This is a genomic window from Pseudomonas sp. c313 (genome assembly GCF_055407145.1).
Genome location: NZ_JBUZRD010000012.1, coordinates 13,462 through 31,263 on the forward strand (window position 1 = coordinate 13,462; position 17,802 = coordinate 31,263).

Below are 17,802 nucleotides of genomic sequence, written 5' to 3' on the forward strand. Positions count from 1 at the left end.
GATCATTGATCTAAATCTAATATAAGTTTTAGTACTATTTGATCGAATTTTCAGGGTGATTCATGGATCCCAAGTTTTGGCATGAGCGCTGGGCGCGCAATCAGATTGGCTTTCATTTGCCCGAGGTGAATCCTTACCTGCAGCGCCACTGGCCCGCATTGGTCTTGACGAGCGGGGCGCGTGTGCTGGTGCCGTTGTGCGGTAAAAGCCTGGACCTGGCGTGGCTGGCCAGTCAGGGTCATCAGGTTATTGGTGTGGAGCTGTCGGAAACGGCCATTGAAGGCTTTTTCAGTGAACAGGGGCTTACACCGAAAATCAGTCAGAGGGGGTTATTCAGGGTTTATCAGGCGGGATCTGTTGAGCTGTGGTGCGGTGATTTCTTCGCTTTGGATGAGGGAGACGTGGCCGAGTGCACAGCGTTTTATGACCGTGCGGCGATGATAGCCTTGCCACCGTTGATGCGTGAGCAGTATGCCGCGCACCTGAACAGCATCCTGGCCCGAGGTTGCCAGGGTCTGTTGATCACCCTCGACTATGAACGGGCGCAGAAGGCCGGACCGCCGTTTGCAGTGACTGACGAAGAAGTACGGTTGCTGTTGGGGCAACACTGGCAGTTGGACGTTCTTGACGAGCAGGACATTCTGGGAGAGAGCTGGAAGTTCTTGCAGGGCGGTGTCACGCGACTGGATGAGCGGGTTTACCGGTTGGCCAAGGGCTGAAGAGGCGCCCACAAAAAAAGGGGCGATCCAATCGCCCCTTTCTGTGTCGCTACCAGCTCGTTAGCCCCGACGACGCAAGGCGTCGATCCGCTCTTCCAGTGGCGGGTGGCTCATGAACATGCGAGCCAGGCCTTGCTTGACGCCACCGTTGATGCCGAAGGCGGTCAGGGTGTTGGGCATATGCACCGGCAGACCCTGTTCGGAGCGCAGGCGTTGCAGGGCACCGATCATCGCATTGGTGCCGGCCAGGCGGGCACCAGCTTCGTCAGCGCGAAATTCCCGTTTGCGCGAGAACCACATCACGATCGAGCTGGCGAGGAAGCCCAGTACCAGTTCGGCGAAGATGGTTGCCACGTAGTAGGCAATACCCTGGCCGCCTTCATTCTTGAAGATGACCTTGTCGACGAAGTTGCCGATGATGCGCGCGAAGAACATCACGAAGGTGTTCACCACGCCTTGTACCAGCGCCAGGGTGACCATGTCACCGTTGGCCACGTGACCGATTTCGTGGGCCAACACGGCCTTCACTTCATCGGGCGAGAAACGCTCCAGCAAGCCCTGGCTGACGGCAACAAGAGCATCGTTCTTGTTCCAGCCCGTGGCAAACGCGTTGGCTTCATAGGCCGGGAAGATCCCGACCTCGGGCATCTTGATTCCGGCTTCGCGGGACAATTGCTCGACGGTTTGCATCAGCCATTGCTCATGCCGCGTACGCGGCTGAGTAATGATCTGGGTACTGGTGCTCATCTTCGCCATCCACTTGGAGATGAACAGCGAGAAAATCGACCCGGCGAAACCAAAAACCGCACAGAAAACCAGCAGCTGATTGAGGTTCAGATCAACCCCGTTGGCCGCCATGAACCCGTTGAAGCCGAAAAGGCTCAGGGTGATGCTGGCAATCAGCACGACCGCCAGGTTAGTGGCCAAGAACAGCAGGATGCGCATCATGGTTGTAGAATTCTCCTCATGCTTAATGTGTTGCGTACTGCGGGGTATATAAGGTGCGGCACTGGGCTATTCAACAGGGCGACTATTTCAAACTGTGTCCTACAGCCTGAATGTAAAGCTTTGAAGGGGATTTCCGAGTTTGCAGGTCGGTGAAAATCCCCGCTCAGCCCCATGGTTATTGGCGGGTGCGCGACCAGAGGGGCGAGGTGGGGGCTGTAAATGCCTGCGCCCGTGTCAGGCACAGATGTGTTGCCAGATAATCGCTGTACGACCTTAAGTGAGTCGTACAGTGGAAATACTCATTACTGGCGATAGGACTTCAGGAAGCTGCCAATTCGACCTATGGCCATGTCCAGGTCATCCACGCGCGGCAAAGTCACCACGCGGAAGTGATCGGGCCACGGCCAGTTGAACGCCGTGCCCTGGACCACCAGCAGCTTTTCCGACAGCAGCAGGTCGAGGACGAACTTTTCATCGTTGTGGATCGGGCAGACTTTCGGGTCGATCCGCGGGAAGGCATACAGGGCGCCCATGGGTTTGACGCAACTGACGCCGGGAATGTCGTTGAGCAGTTCCCAGGTGCGGTTGCGCTGTTCCAGCAGGCGACCGGCCGGCAGCACCAGGTCATTGATGCTCTGGTAGCCACCGAGGGCGGTCTGGATCGCGTGCTGGCTTGGCACGTTGGCGCACAGGCGCATGTTGGCCAGCATGTCGATGCCTTCGATGTAGCTTTGCGCGTTGTGCTTGGGCCCGGAGATAGCCACCCAGCCGGAACGGAAACCCGCTACCCGGTAGGATTTGGAAAGGCCGTTGAACGTCAGGCACAACAGGTCCGGCGCCAGGGATGCAGTGCAGATGTGCACGGCATCGTCGTAGAGGATCTTGTCGTAGATCTCGTCGGAGAACACCACCAGATTGTGCTGGCGAGCCAGTTCGAGCATGCCCTGCAGCACTTCCTTGGAATAGACGGCGCCGGTGGGGTTGTTCGGGTTGATGATCACCAGTGCCTTGGTGTTGGGGGTGATCTTGGCCTTGATGTCCGCAAGGTCCGGCCACCAGTTGGCTTGTTCATCACACAGGTAATGCACTGGATGGCCGCCGGCCAGGGTCACGGCGGCAGTCCACAGCGGATAGTCGGGTGCCGGTACCAGCACTTCGTCACCGTTGTTGAGCAAGGCCTGCGTGGCCATCACGATCAGCTCGGATACACCGTTGCCCAGGTAGATGTCTTCGATGCCGACGCCGTCCACCTGCTTTTGCTGGTAGTACTGCATCACCGCCTTGCGGGCGCTGAACAACCCCTTGGAGTCACTGTAACCCTGGGCGGTGGGCAGGTTGCGGATTACGTCCTGGAGGATTTCATCCGGCGCTTCGAAACCAAAGGACGCCGGGTTGCCAATGTTCAGCTTGAGGATGCGATGGCCTTCCTCTTCCAGGCGTTTGGCGTGCTTGAGCACTGGGCCGCGAATGTCGTAGCAGACGTTGGCGAGCTTGTTCGATTTGCTGACCTGCATGGCGATGTGATCCCGAAAATGAACGATCCAGACGGCGTGGACACTACCGTGCTGGGAATCCTGCGCTGGCGCACCCATAAATACGTTTGAATGCCGGTAAAACGGGTGCCAGACTGGCGTTTTGACGAGGCGCAATCATACGTGCCGCCTGATCCATGGAAAAGACACAGATCAGGCTTTTTCAGTTGCCGAGGTGTACCGATGGAAAAGTTGCAGAAAACCGTTGATGAGTGGAAGGCAATGCTCGACCCAGAGCAGTACAACGTTTGTCGCCTCAAGGGCACCGAACGGCCGTTTTCCGGCAAGTACAACGACTCCAAGGTCGACGGTGTGTACCACTGTATTTGCTGCAATGAACCGTTGTTCGATTCGAAGGCCAAGTTTGATTCCGGCTGCGGCTGGCCCAGCTTCTACGAGCCGATTGCCGAGCAGGCAATGGTCGAGATCCGTGACGTCAGCCACGGCATGGTTCGCACTGAAGTCACCTGCACCAAGTGTGATGCTCACCTGGGTCATGTGTTCCCTGACGGCCCGCCGCCGACCGGTTTGCGCTATTGCATCAATTCTGTGTGCCTGGATCTGGTGGCACGCTAGACAGTAACCCTGCAGGCACTCGCGCCTGCAGGGGGGCTATGTCAAGGTATAAGTCTGGTAAATTAAATTGCACGCAATTGAATTGCCTACTATCTTTTAGGCCTCCTTATCTCTTTCGAGGCACTGCCATGAGCGACAACCTGCTGAGCATCCCTTGCACCACCATAAAAGGTGAGCAAAAGACGTTGGCCGATTTCTCCGGCAAGGCGATCCTCGTGGTCAATACCGCCAGCAAGTGCGGCTTCACCCCGCAATACAAGGGTCTGGAGCAACTCTGGCAGCAATACAAGGACCAGGGGCTGGTGGTGCTGGGCTTCCCTTGCAACCAGTTTGGCAAGCAAGAGCCGGGTAACGAAGGTGCCATCTCCGAATTTTGCGAGTTGAATTTCGGTGTCAGCTTCCCGCTGTTCAAGAAGATCGATGTGAACGGTGGCGAGGCTCATCCGTTGTTTGTGCAACTTAAACAGCGTGCGCCGGGCTTGCTGGGTTCCAAGGGTATCAAGTGGAACTTCACCAAGTTCCTGATCGGCCGTGACGGCCAGGTGGTCAAGCGCTTCGCGCCCACCACTAAACCTCAGGAACTGACCCAAGAGATCGAAGCGTTGCTCAAATGACCGACCTGCCCAACGAGTCCCTGGCCCTCGACAGTCAGTTGTGTTTCAAGCTGTACGCAGCCTCCCGTGCGGTGACGCGGGCCTACAAGCCGATGCTCGATCAGTTGGGCCTGACCTATCCGCAATACCTGGTGATGCTGGTGTTGTGGGAATGGCAGGATGCGGCGCCACCGCAGCCGACGGTCAAGGCATTGGGCGAACGCCTGTTACTGGACTCCGGCACTTTGACGCCGCTGCTCAAGCGCCTTGAGCAATTGACCCTGGTCAGGCGTCAGCGCAGTGCCAGCGACGAACGTGAGGTGCACCTGAGTCTTGCCGAGGCGGGCGGGCGCCTGCGTGACAGGGTTCAACCGCTAAAGGCTCGCTTGCTGTGTGACAGTGGCGTCGACCTGAGTCAGGCAGATGCCTTGCGCCACGGCCTGGATCAGTTGCTCAGGCAGATCAAAGGCTTGTCGTAGTCGGCACCCACAGGTCGAGCAGGCCGCTGAGTTCTTCCCGTCGAAAAGGCTTGGCCAGGTAGTCATTCATTCCCGCGGCCCGGCAGCGCTCTCGTTCTTCGGACAGGGCGTTGGCGGTCAGCGCGACGATTGGCAGTTCCGGCCAGCGTCCGCTGCGGCGAATTTGCCGGCTTGCCTCGTAGCCATCCATGACCGGCATGTTGCAGTCCATCAACACCATGTCGAAACGTTGTTCTTCAAGCAGCTTGAGGGCCTCGCCACCGTGGGCCGCAACGATCACCTCACAGCCGAGCTTGCTCAGCATGCCCTTGGCCACCAACTGATTGACCGGATTGTCTTCCACCAGCAGGATGCGCGCCCGATGGGTGATCGGGCCGGCTTCCAACTGGGCAAGGTCAAGGACGATGTTTGTGTCGGGGCGCAGGTTGCGATGCAACATCTGGTACAGCGCATTGCGGCTCAATGGCCGCGCCTGTTGTTGCAAAGGGGCCAGGGCGGCGACTTCTTCGCTGGGCATGAAGTTGCCATAGGCGGTGACCAGCAGGATCGGCGCACTAATCGTCGGGCGCAGGCGGAACAGACATTCGGCGCAGTCGGTGATCAGCAGGTCGGGTTTGAGCCCACTCAAGTCATCGTCGATGGTGCGGCAATGCGGCGTCAGCCCCCAACTGGGCAACAGGGTGTTCAGCAGCTCCGCCAGACCGCTACTGGCAGAGGTAATGGCAAGCACCTCGCCCGTCAGGGGCGCCAGGCGCACGACAGGTATATGGGTGGGCAGAGGCAGGTCAGCGCAGAACTGGCTGCCAAAGCCGGGTTCCGAACTGATGCTCAGGCGGCCGCGCATGGCTTCGCAAAGGCTGTGGGTCAGTGCCAGCCCCAGTCCGGTCCCGCCAAACTGGCGGGTGATGCCGGCGCCGGCCTGGGTGAACGGTTGGAAAATCTTCACCTGGGCATCCTGGGCAATGCCGATGCCGGTGTCGCAGACCTCGATCCTGACTCGACCGTTGTGCGCACTGAGGCGCACATCGACCCGGCCAAAGCGGGTGAACTTCAAGGCGTTGGACAGCAGGTTGCTGACGATTTGCCTGACCCGGGTCGGATCGCCGATGACCTGGGCGGGAAACTGATGGTCGATCAGGCACGTCAACTCGACGTTGGGCGCGGCGTTTTGCGAGAACAGATTGGCGGTGTCTTCCACCAGCGAACCAAGGTCGAACGGGATCGTCTCCAGCTCAAGCTGACCGGCATCGAACTTGGACATATCGAGAATATCGTTGAGCAATTCCACCAGGACTTTGCCTGAGTCATGGGCAATCGATAGCTGTTGGCGCTGCTCGGCATTCAGCGGGCTGTCCAGGGAAAGGGCGATCATTCCCAGCAGCCCATTAAGTGGCGTGCGAATTTCGTGACTCATGTTGGCCAGGAAGGCGGCACGGGCCTGGGCTATGCCAAGGGCCGTCATCTTCGCGGCTTCCAATTCTTCGTTGGATTGGCTCAGCCGGTGGTTGATCGCCTTGAGCTCGGTGGTCCTGGCAGAAACAATATTTTCCAGTTGCCCGAGGTACTCGGTTAGACGGTCCTCGGCTTGCTGGCGTTGCTGGATTTCGGCTTCCATGTTTTCGAACTGTTGGTTGGCGACGTTGACCAACACGCCAATCTCGTCGTGTTCATGCCCTGGCGGGCAGTCCAGGCGGCCTTGGGCGGCGCCACGTGGGTTGCGGGTACTCAGCTTGCGGATGATCCGCACCAGCGGTTGGGTCAGCATCACGTAGAACAATCCCAGCAAGATCCCGGTCAGGATCAGGCTGCGGGTAAAACCGCTGAGCAGGGTGATCTCGGCGCGCCGAAGAAAGCGGCTGCCGAATGTGTAGGTGTCGACGTCGAGGCGCAAGACGCCAAGGGATTCGGTTGGCATGTGGGCGAGGAACAGCCGGTCTTCGAACTGGCGATTGGCGCCAAACAGGAAGTCACTGATGGGGCGGTAGCTGCTTTCCTTGCGTGGTCGATCAACGTCGGCCAGTACCGTTGCGTTGTTGTCGATCAGTTGGGCACGGGTGATGGCAGGGGAGTGCAACAGGCCCAGCGTCAGCTCTTGCGCCAGTTCGGCGTCGATGTTGTAGGCGATGCGTGAGGCTGGGTCATGGCTGATTTCAATCAGCGAGCGTATTTCCCGGTTGATGGAGGCGTCTTCGCTGGCATAATCAATACCGATTTGGATCAGGCTGAGCAAGGTTCCCAAGACGAAACCGACCAGCACAGTCAGTCTGGCTTGTTTATAAGACAAGCGGTGGGTGAACTTGATATCCATCGGGTGCTGAACCACTTTACGTTTCCCTTCGCCCGGCAAGCATAGCTGAACATCAGAGGCTATCGGCCTTGCCCGGCATGAATCGATTTATTCAGGTGCAGCCCTGTGCGGTCTGCGTCAGGGTTTCCAATACGCCATCTTTTACAAGAACTTGCCAGAGGAATAGTCGTGGATTCTCGATTGAATGCCTTTCTTGAGCGGGCCGATGCGGTGCTTGCTCGTCTGGAACCTTTATTGCCGGCGCCTCGCCAGGCCATTGACTGGAATCAGTGCCTGGCCGCCCGTTGGCAGCGTGAAGGCCGCAGTGGCTTCTTGTTACCGCTGGAAGTCAGCCTGGACATGCGTTTGTCCGACTTGATCGGTGTGGACAAACAGCGCGAGCAGTTGGCCCGTAACACCCAACAGTTTCTCGATGGCCTGCCGGCCAACCATGCGTTGCTCTGGGGCTCGCGCGGCACCGGTAAATCCTCGATGGTGCGCGCCTTGCTGGCCCAGCATGCGAAGGCCGGCCTGCGCCTGATCGAAATCGAGCGAGATCACCTGGCCGACCTGCCACGGGTGGTCGAGCAGTTGGTCAAATTGCCACAACGTTTTGTGCTGTTTTGCGATGACCTGTCGTTCGAGGCCGGCGAAAGCGATTACCGGGTCCTCAAGAGCGTACTCGACGGCTCCCTGGAGCAGGCGCCGGAAAACGTCTTGCTGTACGCCACTTCCAACCGCCGCCACCTGGTCCCGGAAAACCAGAGCGACAACGAAAACTGGAAGATGGTTGATGGCGAGTTGCACCCCAATGAAGCGGTGGAAGACAAGATCGCCTTGTCTGATCGTTTTGGCCTGTGGCTGTCGTTTTACCCGTTCAACCAGGAGCACTTTCTCGACGTGGTCGAGCACTGGATCGGTGAGCTGGCCAGCAAGGCCGGCTTGCAGTGGCAACGTGACGAAGCGCTGGACATTCTCGCGGTACGTTGGGCAACCGGTCGCGGTAATCGCAACGGCCGTTGCGCTTATCAGTTCGCCCGCTATTGGGTTGGCCTCAAATTGCTGGAGCGTCAGCCATGATCGATTTGCAGCAGGCCGGTACCGGCCTTGATGGATACGACATGCTTTACGCACAGCTGGAATCGTTGTTGGCCGATGAGCGGGACTTTATCGCCAACGCTGCGCAGTTTTCGGCGTTCCTGTTCAATCAGCTCGATGACTTGAACTGGGCCGGCTTCTACCTCAATCGCGATGAAGAATTGGTGCTTGGGCCTTTCCAGGGGCAGATAGCCTGTGTACGCATTCCCTTTGGGCGTGGTGTTTGCGGCGCTGCTGCGGCCACGCGGCAGACACAACGGGTGGACGATGTTCACGCCTTTGCAGGGCACATTGCCTGTGACAGCGCGTCGAATAGCGAATTGGTGGTGCCGCTGGTCAAGGACGGACGGCTAATCGGCGTTCTGGACCTGGACAGCCCGAAGCTGGCGCGTTTTACCCCTGGGGATCAGGTCGGTATTGAACAGCTGGCAGCGATTTTCCTGCGCCTTACCGATTGTTGAATGAGTAGTGGCCCTGGCTGCAGCTGCAACCTGCAGCCAGGTTACAGTCTGTCGTCAACGACTTGTCAGGCTGTCCAGTTGCATTTGTAGGGTCCGCTCCAGTTCCAGCATGGACGCCTCGATTGCCTTGACCCAAGGATCGATACTCGGCTGATCAGTGCTGTCGCAGGCCTGTTCCAGGACTTCGCAATGTTCGGCCAATGCACGGGCCTGGACGATCCGGGCAGCGCCCTTGATCTTGTGAGCCTGGTCGATAAGGTCCTGCCGGACTCCTTGTGCCAGCAACGCCATGAGTTCACCACGATCATTGCGGCTGCTGCTCAACAGCTCTTCCAGCAGGCGCCGGCTTAACGCCGGATCACCGCCGGTAAGTGCATGCAGGCTGTCGAGATTGAAAGGTTTGCTGGAAGGCAGGGGTCTGACCTCGGCCAAGTGCCGTTCCAGGGTCGTGAGACTGATGGGCTTGAACAGGCAGTCATTCATGCCCGCGTCCTTGCAGCGTTGTTTCTCCTCCGGCTGGGCATTGGCGGTGAAGCCCAGGACAATACAGGGCGCCATGTTTTCCCGTTGCTCGTGCTCGCGAATAGAGCGGGTCAATTCATAGCCGTTCATGATCGGCATATTGCAGTCGGCGATGATCAGGTCGAAGTGTTCCTGGCGCCATGCCTGGAATCCTGCTGCGCCATGTTGGACCGCTGTGAACTGATGGCCGAGGAAACCCAGTTGCTGGCATATGAGCAAGCGGTTTGCCGGGTGATCGTCTACCACCAGCACGTTCAGTACGGCTGCGATTTCCACCACCACCGGCTTCAACTCAATCACGGGATGTGTCGGCGCCAGGCTGGTCATGTTCAGCGAAACATACACCTGGGTACCGACTCTGGGCACGCTGCTCAAGCTCAGATGCCCGCCCATCATTTCGCACAGGCTGCGACAGATCACCAGCCCCAGGCCTGCACCGCTTCTGGCCAAATGCCCTGAGTTGTCAGCCTGGGCAAAAGGTTCGAACAGCCGTTGCTGATCGTCCCTGGTGATCCCGATGCCCGTGTCCTCGACCACCAGTTTCATGTTGACGTGTTGTGTCTGGCTGGTGGCCTGGACATCCACCTTGATCTTCACCTGGCCCAGCTCAGTGAATTTGATGGCATTGCTCACCAGGTTGGAAAGGATCTGTTTGAAGCGCAGTGGATCGATCAGCACATCGGTATGTTCGACGCTGCGGTTGAACTCCAGTAACAGGCTGAGGGATTTCTGGCGCGCCAAGCCATCAAAGACCCGTACCACCGACTCAATGAGTTCCCGCAGATTGACCCGCTCGGGTGCCAGGCTCAGGCGGCCGGATTCGATACGGGCGATATCCAGGATATCGCCGATCAGCTCCAGCAAGTCTTTCGCCGAGTTGTAGGCGACCTCGATGGCCGGACGGTCCAGATGGCCGTGGTCGGCACGTTTGAGGGTCAGCTCAAGCATGCCGATGACTGCATTCATGGGGGTGCGGATTTCATGACTCATGGTCGCCAGGAATGTGCTTTTTGCACGATTGGCCTCATCTGCACGATCCTTGGCGGCCCGCAGTTCATCGAATAATTGGCGTCGTTCGCTGATGTCGATCCAGCCACCAATGATCCCCCTGACCTCGCCGGTGGAGTCGCGGTACGGCAGAATCCAGTGGTAAATCGTCAGTTTTTGCCCATGAATGTGCAACGAACGGTCGAGAATCAACGGACTGCCTTCGGCGACTACCCGTTGATAATCGGCGTGGTATTGGCGGGCCTCCAAATCGATGTCCAGGCCGATCTGGATAACGCTTTTGCCAATCACCTCTTCGCGCCTGACGCCGAAAACCTGCAGGTAGCTGTCATTGCAGGTCTGAAGCAATCCGTTGCGATCGCGTACATAGATCGGATGAGGCGTTTCGTTAACCAGGGCCCGCATGAATTCGAGCTGGTCGTTGAGGGCACGCTCAGCCATCTGTCGGTGCTTGATCTGCCTGCGCATATAAGCATTCCAGGTCAGGGACGTCAGCAGCAGGAGGCCTGCGCCGGTGATGATCTGGAGAATCAGGTGATGGTAGTTACGCCAATAGCTATCGGATGCCGCCGTGTAACCACGCCAGCGACTATTGATGATCCCCAGTTCATCCGGGGCAATACTGAGTAATGCCTTGTCGAGAATCGAGCTTAGCTCGGTGGCGCTACGTGAGGTGGCCAGGGAAAAGGAGGCCAGTTGGGTGCCGATGCTGGAGCTGATCTGCAATTTGTCCTGGAATACCTGTGAGGAGAGGAAGTAGTTGGCGACCACCAGCGGACTGACGGCACCTTCCACGTGCCCTTGGGCCAATAATTCCGAGGCCTTGAAGGTATCGCTGGCTTCCACCAACTTGATCTGCGGGAACGCTTGACGCAAATAGCTCACCAAGGGGTTGCCTTCGGTTATCGCCAGGCGTTTGCCCGTCAGTTGTTCAAGGCTTGAGGGGGCGTCAGGCCCTTTGCGCGTTAGCAGTACATAGGAATTTTCCAGGTAGGGCCGGCTGAAGCTCAGCTTGGCCTTCCGTTCGGTGCTGGGGATGATTGCTGCGATGATATCGGCCTTGTTGCTTTCTACCTGCTGGATCATGTCGTTGAGGTTGCGGGAGTGCTGGGTCTCGAAGCGTAAACCGGTGCGCAGCCGAATCAGCTCCAGAAGATCTGCAGTGATGCCGCGCAGGGTGCCGTCTGCGTCGAGGAAGGTCATCGGTGCGAAGGTTTCATTGATGACCAACGTTACCACGGGATGCTCTTTGAGCCAGCGCTCTTCGCGCTGGCTCAGTTGCAGTTTGTGATCGGTCAGCAATATGTCGCTGCCGGCGCTCCAGCGTTTGGAGATGTTTTCCTGCTCGTTGGTTGCAATGACCCCCAGGACGGAATTGATGATGCTCAACAAGATGGGCTGATCCCGGCGTACGGCAAAGCTGAAACCGTAGGCTTCGTGCTTGCCGAAGTTGGCCATGCGAATATTTTTCAGATAGCCCTTGTTGATCATGTAGTGGGTAGAGATGGTGTCGCCGAGAAATACGTCAGCCTGGTCGAAGGCAACGGCGTTGAGAGCGTTTTGATAGGACGCATAGGCCTGGATAATTGCCTTTGGGTACAGTGCCTCGACTTCCGCCAGGGGCAGATAGTGGTAGACCAGGCTTAACCGCATGCCGATCAGGCCGTCGCTGAGCGAGCGGTTTTCTCCTTCACGGGTGACCAGCACAGGCTGGTCCACGGCGTAGGGCGTTGACAGGACGATCTCGGGGGTACTCGCCTCAAACCCGTTGGCAGTGCCCAGCAAGTCTACTTCGCCGGCTTGCAATGCCTGGATCGCCGCTTCTCGGGTTGGGTAGCGCAGCACGCTGACGGGTAATGCGAGTGCCTTGGACAGGATGCCGGCATAGTCGGCTGTGATGCCCTCATAGTCATGACCGCTGGCGGTGATATCAAAGGGTGGATAGTCGGGTGCTGAGGTACCCAGCACCAACTCGCGTTTGCTTTGTAGCCATTGGCGCTGTGTTTTATCCAGTTGAGTATCCATTTGAACACTGCCTACACGACTCAGCAGTGAGTAACGCTCTTGAGCAGTTAGAGTGGCAGGCACGGCTGTGCTTAAGCACAAACCTGTACTCAATATGATTAGAAAGTCCTTTAAGCGCCTGGGCATTCTGTTTCTCACACTAACGCGTTGCGTTTTGCCATCTCGATAAGCTCTACCAAAGAGGTGGCTTTAAGTTTTTGCATGAGTCTCTTTTTGTAGGTGCTGACTGTTTTGTTACTAAGAAACATACCTTTGGCTATTTCCTTGTTTGTTCTGCCCTGTGCAAAAAGTTGCAAAGCCATAAGTTCGCGGTCATTGACTGATTTGAAGAGGTTTAATTCTTCGTTTTCGCTAGTTTCTGAGCAGTTACTATTTAGTGCTTGGCTGGGGAAATAGTTGTACCCGGATAAAACAGCTTTTATGGCACTTAGCAGTTCACTCAAGTCGCCCTCTTTGCAGACATAGCCGTCAGCACCTGATCGCATGCAGCGTGTTGCGAAGAGTGTCGGGGATTGGGCCGTCAAAATCAGGGTTTTCATGGGGGAACTCATGGCATTGAACCTGCAAAGCACTTCCAAGCCATCAAGTTTCGGGATGCTGATGTCAAGTATTATCAGGTCGGGAAGGCATTCGCGGACCATTTGTATTGCATCGCAACCGTTGTCCGTTTCTCCAACTACTTTGTAACCTTCATGTTCTAACAGCATTCGAATTGCAAGTCGGATAACGGGGTGGTCGTCGATAATAAAAACTGAGTTCATGATCAAATTCCATGTATGTGAAAATAAAGCGGGCACATTAGCTCAGAAGTTGATGCGGGGGCGTGAGGTGAATGCTGGGCAGATGTAAAATAGGAAAGATCCTACATAAAAAAATGTAATGGATTACCCTTTGCCAAGGCTTTCTTTGACGAGATTTAAGGATTTTGCATGTGGCGTATGAGGATTCGAAAACTAGCTATCGAACGGCTGGGCAATAGCGAAATTTCGTAATGGCTGGATGTTTAATGTCCTACACGTTCAATGTCGCTGTGCTTCAAGTTGGCTGGGTTTTGATGATGTTGTTTAGTCCTGCCAAATACCGCCCGGCTGATCAGTGCGCCAAGTTGCTCCTTGTTCAAAGGCTTGACCAGGTAGCCGAGCAAGGGGACATCACGTTGTATTGCCTGGACTTTGAGGTTTTCCAGTTCGACAGCGGGCAGTCCACTCAGCAGGATGGCATATCGTATAAACCCTGCGCGGCTGGCTATTTCTACCAACTCCAGTCCTGGCAGGTCTGGCAGGCATTGATCGCACAGCATGATGTCGAAGGGGGTTTGAGCCAGCGTCATCAATTTTATTGCCTGCTCGGCATTCTCTGCCGGTGTCAGTTGGTTGAAACCGAAAATTTTAAGCAGGCATTGGGTGGCCAGAAGTTGAAAGGGGTGATCCTCCACTAACAGGATGCGCGGTTGTTGTTTGAGCATAGGGGGGTTCCATGAGAATGGCTCATGCTGGAATGACTCCAACCAAGGCTTGTACCGATACGGCCCGCGAGTCATGTGTCGAACTGTCGTTGGGTCGCAGGAATGTAGGCGTTGATTGCTGTATTGGATAAGAAGGCGCGTGATTATTCATCGGGTGTTGGGATTAATTCGATCAGTCTGCTCTGTTCCTTTCGTAGGCAGATTCTTTCAGGGGAATAGCCCTGTCAGGACAGCCCGACAGGGCGCTTCTTTATTGGGGGCTTGAACGCCCGGTCATTTCTCGCGCCATCTCGCTGGCGTAGCTGTCGGTCATGCCGGCAATGAAGTCGATCATGCGCAGGAACGAGCGATGCAGTGACCCATCCGGATCGGGGGCACTGTTGCCCAGCAAATCCAGGATGCGCCGATTCTTGAAGGACGGTGTACGACCACCATGCTGTTCCAGGGCGGCGCCGCAGAAGGCATTCAAGAGGATTTCCAGGGTGGTGTAGGCGCCGATTTCATGCAGCGTCTTGCGCTTGTCCTGGAAGATTTTCTTGCGTGCCATGTCCTTGGCGTTCAGTACGCAGCGCTTGGCAGGACCGTGCATGTGCTCCACCAGATCACCTTCAAGGGTGCCAGCCAGCAGTGCGTCCTGCTGCTCGACGAAGGCCCGTGCCGCTGCATTGGTCAAGTGCTCGATGGCCTTGCCCCGCAGGATGGCCAGCTTGCGTCGCCGGGAATCGAGGGGGCCTAACTGGCGATAGGTTTGCGGCAAGTCATCGCCCACCAGGTCCAGTAGCAGCGATTCGACCTCGGCGTATTCCAGCAAGTCCATTTCCAGGCCATCTTCAAGATCGATCAGGGCATAACAAATGTCGTCGGCCGCTTCCATCAGATACACCAATGGATGGCGCGCCCAGCGTTGTTCTTCCAGTTGTGGCAAACCTAGTTTCTGGGCGATCTGTTCAAGGATCGGCAGCTCGCTCTGGTAACAGCTGAACTTGTGTTTTTTGTAGCCGAGGGAATCGGCGTGGCGGGCGGTCCACGGGTACTTCAGGTAGGTGCCCAAGGTGGCGTAGGTCAGGCGGGTGCCACCATCAAACTGATGGTATTCAAGTTGTGTCAGTACCCGGAAACCTTGAGCGTTGCCTTCGAAGTTGAGAAAGTCGTTGCGCTCGGCACTGCTCATGTCATCCAGCCAGCCACGGCCTGCAGCCTGCTGGAACCAGTGGCGAATCGCATCTTCACCCGAATGGCCGAACGGTGGGTTGCCAATGTCGTGGGCCAGGCAGGCCGATTGCACCACCATTCCCAAGTCGCTGGGATCACACCAGTCGGGTAGCGCGTTACGGATGGTTTCGCCCACGCGCATGCCCAAGGAGCGCCCGACGCAGCTGACTTCCAGGGAGTGGGTCAGCCGGGTGTGAATATGATCGTTGCTGGAGACCGGGTGCACCTGGGTCTTGCGGCCCAGGCGGCGGAAAGCGCCGGAGAAGATGATCCGGTCATGATCTTTGTGAAACGGGCTGCGACCCAGTTCTTCCGGGCTGTGTAGGGATTTTCCAAGGCGTTCGCGGGTAAGCAGGGTGGGCCAATCCAAGTCAGGGTCTCTCCGTGCGGTGAATAACGCTTTCCAGCTTCCCGGTTCAGCCCCTTGGGCGCAAGAGGAAAACTATAAGCCGACCGCGTCGATATCGATTAACAGCAAGCGCTGACCGTTATCGAAGAATTGTCCTGCTGTCAGGCAGTACTGATTGGTGGTGGCGTCGCGGTAGGTGGTGGAGAGCGTCAGGCGGCGCTCGTCCCAGCCCTCGGCCAGTAAATAGTAGAAATAAGGACGCCATGACCAGTTGTGCCCCAGATAACGGCTGTCGGCCTGCCAGGCGTCCTGGCGCCACTCGAAGTTGGGCGTCAACTGCGTGCCATGGCGATCGCACTGGTAAAAACGCAGTAGCCAGGGGAAGGCCGGTAACTGCGGCAACTGGCTGAGGGGTGCTTGTGCCTGGGCCCAGGTTTGCAGGATCTGCATCAGTTCGACCAGTTGCTGGCGCAGTTGCATGATCCGACCGCGCTCTGCCAGTTTCTGCTGGACATAAGCCGCGCGCAACTGGGCGAAGCGCGGTACAAAAGCGTCGGCGGCGAACCAGTCCAGTTGCGCCTGGGCAAACAGATAGCCCTGGACATAGCGCGATCCACACTCTAGGGCAAAGCTCAGTTGCGCCTCGGTTTCCACACCTTCGGCGATGATCCAGCAGCCGGTTTTCTCCGCCATCTGCGCCAGCGCCCGTACTACGTCGCTGCTGGGGCCGCCAAGGGCAGCGGCTTGGAACAGACGCATATCCAGCTTGAGAATGTCCGGCTGCAAGGCCAGCACCCGATCCAGTTGCGAGTAGCCGGCGCCAAAGTCGTCGATGGCAATGCGCGCACCGGCCTGACGATAGCGCGCCACCACTTCAGCCAGGCGCAGGCTGTCTCCCCCCAGTTCAGTGATCTCGAACACGATGCGCCGTGGGTCGACGCCGTGGGCCTGCAGTTGTTTAAGACTTGGTAAAGGCTGGCCGGGGCGCAGGTGAGTGATCCAGTGCGGTGAGATATTCAGGCTCAGGAACCAGTCTTCGGGCGCTTCGTGCAGGCGGCTCAAGGCGTTGTCGCGGATCTGCCGATCCAGGCGGCGCAAGGCCACAGTGGGCGTGCGCGGATCGGCAAACAACGGGCCTACCGAGCGCATCTCTCCGCCAGCCTGGCGCAGGCGTCCCAGCGCTTCCACTCCCGCAATGCGCCCGGTGGCGGTATCGATGAATGGCTGAAAGCAGGCGAGCGGTTGCCCGTCGATCACAGAGCCTCCTTAAGTTACGTCTGATGGGAAAAGAGTCGACATGAAAAAGGCCCGGTCCCTATGCAAGGGTACCGGGCCTGATCCGTGTGCAAGAATGCAGCCAGCGTCTGTCAGTTCTTGCGCGAGGCGCCCTGCATCGCCAGTTTGATCAAGGGAATGAGCCCGGCGCCGAGTCGCACAAGGCGGGTCATGGTGCCGATACCGCCACCCTTGGCGCCTTTGCCGGTGAGAAAGCCCAGCAGCGTTACCACGGCTACGCCCCACAGCGGCGCATGCTTGATGCCAAAGCCGTCCTGCCAGCTTTGCCCCATGTTGCGCACCTTTTGCAGCGGCAGCAGCAGGTTCTGGGACTCATGGCGAATTTCCTGGCGGTGCATCTCCATGCGCAGGCGGATCAACGCCTTGCGCATTTCCCGCCGGGAGTTGGTTTGCGGCAGTTCAGTCAGGCTCATGGCAACAGGCGCTCACGGTCATTGGCCAGCTCTTCGAGGGTGGCGTGGAAAGGAGTGGACTCATCGAAGATGGCCGCCTTCAAGCGCAACCCACAGAACGCCGCAGCCAGCACATAGAAGACGCATAGGCTGATTATCCCGGTCAGGCGATAGGTATCCCACACCAGGATCATCACCAGCGCCGACAAGCCCACCAGCAACAGCAGAGCAAACACCAATGCCAGCCCGGCGAACAGCAACAGGCTGACGGTGCGTGCCTTCTGTTCCTGCAACTCAATGCCGAACAACTCGACATGGCTGTGCAGCAAACCCAGGACTGCAGCGCCCAGGCGCCGCGATGAGGAACTTGGGCCCGAGGACGAGCCGGATTCGCCTATAGACATGATTAGCGCCTTGTAGCCAACAGGCCGATCAGAAAGCCGACGCCGGCAGCGATGCCGACGGACTGCCAAGGGTTGGCCTGGACATAGTCTTCGGTGGCCGTGACCGCTGCCTTGCTGCGTTCGCGCAGGGAGTCTTCGGTCAGTTGCAGGGTTTCACGGGCCTTGAGCAGGCTGTCGTGAATTTTTGTACGCAGTTCATCCGCCTGGTCACCCGCCAGTATCGCGGTGTCGTCCAGCAGCTTTTCGGTATCGCTGACCAGGGTTTGAAAATCCGCCATCAGTATTTCTTGAGCAGTCTTTGCCGTTTTGCTGGCCATGGTTATCTCCGTGAGTGGCTGTCGGGTGCTTTCGAGCTTATTGAAGCTTTTGGTTTCGAGTCATCGGCGTCAGTGAAGGTTCACTGCAAATGCCTGGTACAGCTTTTGCTTTGCCTTGG

General features: G+C 57.5%; 16 protein-coding genes and 1 pseudogene. 6 read left to right on the forward strand and 11 right to left on the reverse strand.

Translation table 11 applies throughout. The features are described from left to right. The first annotated feature begins 62 nt into the window (after positions 1-62). A complete protein-coding gene (locus tag ACZRKZ_RS23680; protein WP_463982907.1) occupies positions 63-719 on the forward strand; it encodes a thiopurine S-methyltransferase in 657 nt (218 codons plus the stop codon). A gap of 60 nt (positions 720-779) precedes the next feature. Here the strand turns inward: ACZRKZ_RS23680 and htpX are convergent, their stop codons facing one another. Together htpX and ACZRKZ_RS23690 are read right to left on the reverse strand one after the other, a co-directional pair. After that, a complete protein-coding gene (gene htpX, locus ACZRKZ_RS23685; RefSeq protein ID WP_133098847.1) occupies positions 780-1,667 on the reverse strand; it encodes a protease HtpX in 888 nt (295 codons plus the stop codon). Positions 1,668-1,969: 302 nt separating this feature from the next. After that, entirely contained in the window at positions 1,970-3,181 is a 1,212-nt protein-coding gene (locus tag ACZRKZ_RS23690; RefSeq protein ID WP_463982908.1) for a pyridoxal phosphate-dependent aminotransferase, read from the reverse strand. A gap of 201 nt (positions 3,182-3,382) precedes the next feature. Between ACZRKZ_RS23690 and msrB the strand changes: the two genes are divergently transcribed. From msrB to ACZRKZ_RS23705, 3 genes are all read left to right on the forward strand, one after another. Then, positions 3,383-3,775, forward strand: coding sequence for a peptide-methionine (R)-S-oxide reductase MsrB (gene msrB, locus ACZRKZ_RS23695; protein ID WP_350613162.1), 393 nt, complete (start codon positions 3,383-3,385; stop codon positions 3,773-3,775). A 128-nt stretch (positions 3,776-3,903) separates the two neighbouring features. Next, positions 3,904-4,389 (forward strand): glutathione peroxidase, encoded by a 486-nt coding sequence (locus tag ACZRKZ_RS23700; protein ID WP_350613164.1) that lies wholly within the window; start codon positions 3,904-3,906, stop codon positions 4,387-4,389. Next, the gene (locus ACZRKZ_RS23705; protein ID WP_463982909.1) at positions 4,386-4,847 is read left to right on the forward strand and encodes a MarR family winged helix-turn-helix transcriptional regulator; all 462 of its coding nucleotides are present in this window, start codon (positions 4,386-4,388) and stop codon (positions 4,845-4,847) included. The genes ACZRKZ_RS23700 and ACZRKZ_RS23705 overlap by 4 nt, the downstream gene beginning before the upstream one ends. Here ACZRKZ_RS23705 and ACZRKZ_RS23710 read toward each other — a convergent pair. Further along, entirely contained in the window at positions 4,831-7,155 is a 2,325-nt protein-coding gene (locus ACZRKZ_RS23710) for a hybrid sensor histidine kinase/response regulator (RefSeq protein WP_463982954.1), read from the reverse strand. The genes ACZRKZ_RS23705 and ACZRKZ_RS23710 overlap by 17 nt on opposite strands. A 168-nt stretch (positions 7,156-7,323) precedes the next feature. Between ACZRKZ_RS23710 and ACZRKZ_RS23715 the strand changes: the two genes are divergently transcribed. After that, the gene (locus tag ACZRKZ_RS23715) at positions 7,324-8,214 is read left to right on the forward strand and encodes an ATP-binding protein (RefSeq protein ID WP_350613168.1); all 891 of its coding nucleotides are present in this window, start codon (positions 7,324-7,326) and stop codon (positions 8,212-8,214) included. Further along, positions 8,211-8,693, forward strand: a complete 483-nt coding sequence (locus tag ACZRKZ_RS23720; protein WP_463982910.1) for a GAF domain-containing protein — start codon at positions 8,211-8,213, stop codon at positions 8,691-8,693. Before ACZRKZ_RS23715 ends, ACZRKZ_RS23720 begins: the two co-directional genes overlap by 4 nt. 54 nt (positions 8,694-8,747) lie before the next feature. Here the strand turns inward: ACZRKZ_RS23720 and ACZRKZ_RS23725 are convergent, their stop codons facing one another. The 8 genes and pseudogenes from ACZRKZ_RS23725 to ACZRKZ_RS23760 form a co-directional block, all read right to left on the reverse strand. Beyond that, positions 8,748-12,374 (reverse strand): transporter substrate-binding domain-containing protein, encoded by a 3,627-nt coding sequence (locus ACZRKZ_RS23725; protein ID WP_463982911.1) that lies wholly within the window; start codon positions 12,372-12,374, stop codon positions 8,748-8,750. An 8-nt stretch (positions 12,375-12,382) separates the two neighbouring features. After that, positions 12,383-13,009 (reverse strand): response regulator, encoded by a 627-nt coding sequence (locus ACZRKZ_RS23730; protein WP_463982912.1) that lies wholly within the window; start codon positions 13,007-13,009, stop codon positions 12,383-12,385. Positions 13,010-13,335: 326 nt separating this feature from the next. Continuing rightward, positions 13,336-13,713: pseudogene (locus tag ACZRKZ_RS23735) on the reverse strand (response regulator); the annotation flags it as partial. Positions 13,714-13,963: 250 nt separating this feature from the next. After that, positions 13,964-15,295 (reverse strand): deoxyguanosinetriphosphate triphosphohydrolase, encoded by a 1,332-nt coding sequence (locus tag ACZRKZ_RS23740; protein WP_463982913.1) that lies wholly within the window; start codon positions 15,293-15,295, stop codon positions 13,964-13,966. Between the two features lie 72 nt (positions 15,296-15,367). After that, positions 15,368-16,531, reverse strand: coding sequence for an EAL domain-containing protein (locus tag ACZRKZ_RS23745; RefSeq protein WP_463982914.1), 1,164 nt, complete (start codon positions 16,529-16,531; stop codon positions 15,368-15,370). A 110-nt stretch (positions 16,532-16,641) separates the two neighbouring features. After that, positions 16,642-16,983 carry a hypothetical protein gene (locus ACZRKZ_RS23750; RefSeq protein ID WP_149414153.1) on the reverse strand — a complete coding sequence of 114 codons (342 nt, stop codon included), beginning with the start codon at positions 16,981-16,983 and terminating at the stop codon, positions 16,642-16,644. Next, the gene (locus ACZRKZ_RS23755; RefSeq protein ID WP_133098833.1) at positions 16,980-17,366 is read right to left on the reverse strand and encodes a phage holin family protein; all 387 of its coding nucleotides are present in this window, start codon (positions 17,364-17,366) and stop codon (positions 16,980-16,982) included. The genes ACZRKZ_RS23750 and ACZRKZ_RS23755 overlap by 4 nt, the downstream gene beginning before the upstream one ends. Positions 17,367-17,368: 2 nt before the next feature. Further along, positions 17,369-17,683 (reverse strand): ElaB/YgaM/YqjD family protein, encoded by a 315-nt coding sequence (locus ACZRKZ_RS23760; RefSeq protein WP_133098832.1) that lies wholly within the window; start codon positions 17,681-17,683, stop codon positions 17,369-17,371. Positions 17,684-17,802: the final 119 nt, after the last annotated feature.

Bases quoted from the DNA above. Each gene is read 5' to 3' on its own strand.
- ACZRKZ_RS23680 (WP_463982907.1), top strand. From the start codon at position 63: ATGGATCCCAAGTTTTGGCATGAGCGCTGGGCGCGCAATCAGATTGGC.
- htpX (WP_133098847.1), bottom strand. From the start codon at position 1,667: ATGATGCGCATCCTGCTGTTCTTGGCCACTAACCTGGCGGTCGTGCTG.
- ACZRKZ_RS23690 (WP_463982908.1), bottom strand. From the start codon at position 3,181: ATGCAGGTCAGCAAATCGAACAAGCTCGCCAACGTCTGCTACGACATT.
- msrB (WP_350613162.1), top strand. From the start codon at position 3,383: ATGGAAAAGTTGCAGAAAACCGTTGATGAGTGGAAGGCAATGCTCGAC.
- ACZRKZ_RS23700 (WP_350613164.1), top strand. From the start codon at position 3,904: ATGAGCGACAACCTGCTGAGCATCCCTTGCACCACCATAAAAGGTGAG.
- ACZRKZ_RS23705 (WP_463982909.1), top strand. From the start codon at position 4,386: ATGACCGACCTGCCCAACGAGTCCCTGGCCCTCGACAGTCAGTTGTGT.
- ACZRKZ_RS23710 (WP_463982954.1), bottom strand. From the start codon at position 7,155: ATGGATATCAAGTTCACCCACCGCTTGTCTTATAAACAAGCCAGACTG.
- ACZRKZ_RS23720 (WP_463982910.1), top strand. From the start codon at position 8,211: ATGATCGATTTGCAGCAGGCCGGTACCGGCCTTGATGGATACGACATG.
- ACZRKZ_RS23725 (WP_463982911.1), bottom strand. From the start codon at position 12,374: ATGCCCAGGCGCTTAAAGGACTTTCTAATCATATTGAGTACAGGTTTG.
- ACZRKZ_RS23730 (WP_463982912.1), bottom strand. From the start codon at position 13,009: ATGAACTCAGTTTTTATTATCGACGACCACCCCGTTATCCGACTTGCA.
- ACZRKZ_RS23750 (WP_149414153.1), bottom strand. From the start codon at position 16,983: ATGAGCCTGACTGAACTGCCGCAAACCAACTCCCGGCGGGAAATGCGC.
- ACZRKZ_RS23755 (WP_133098833.1), bottom strand. From the start codon at position 17,366: ATGTCTATAGGCGAATCCGGCTCGTCCTCGGGCCCAAGTTCCTCATCG.
- ACZRKZ_RS23760 (WP_133098832.1), bottom strand. From the start codon at position 17,683: ATGGCCAGCAAAACGGCAAAGACTGCTCAAGAAATACTGATGGCGGAT.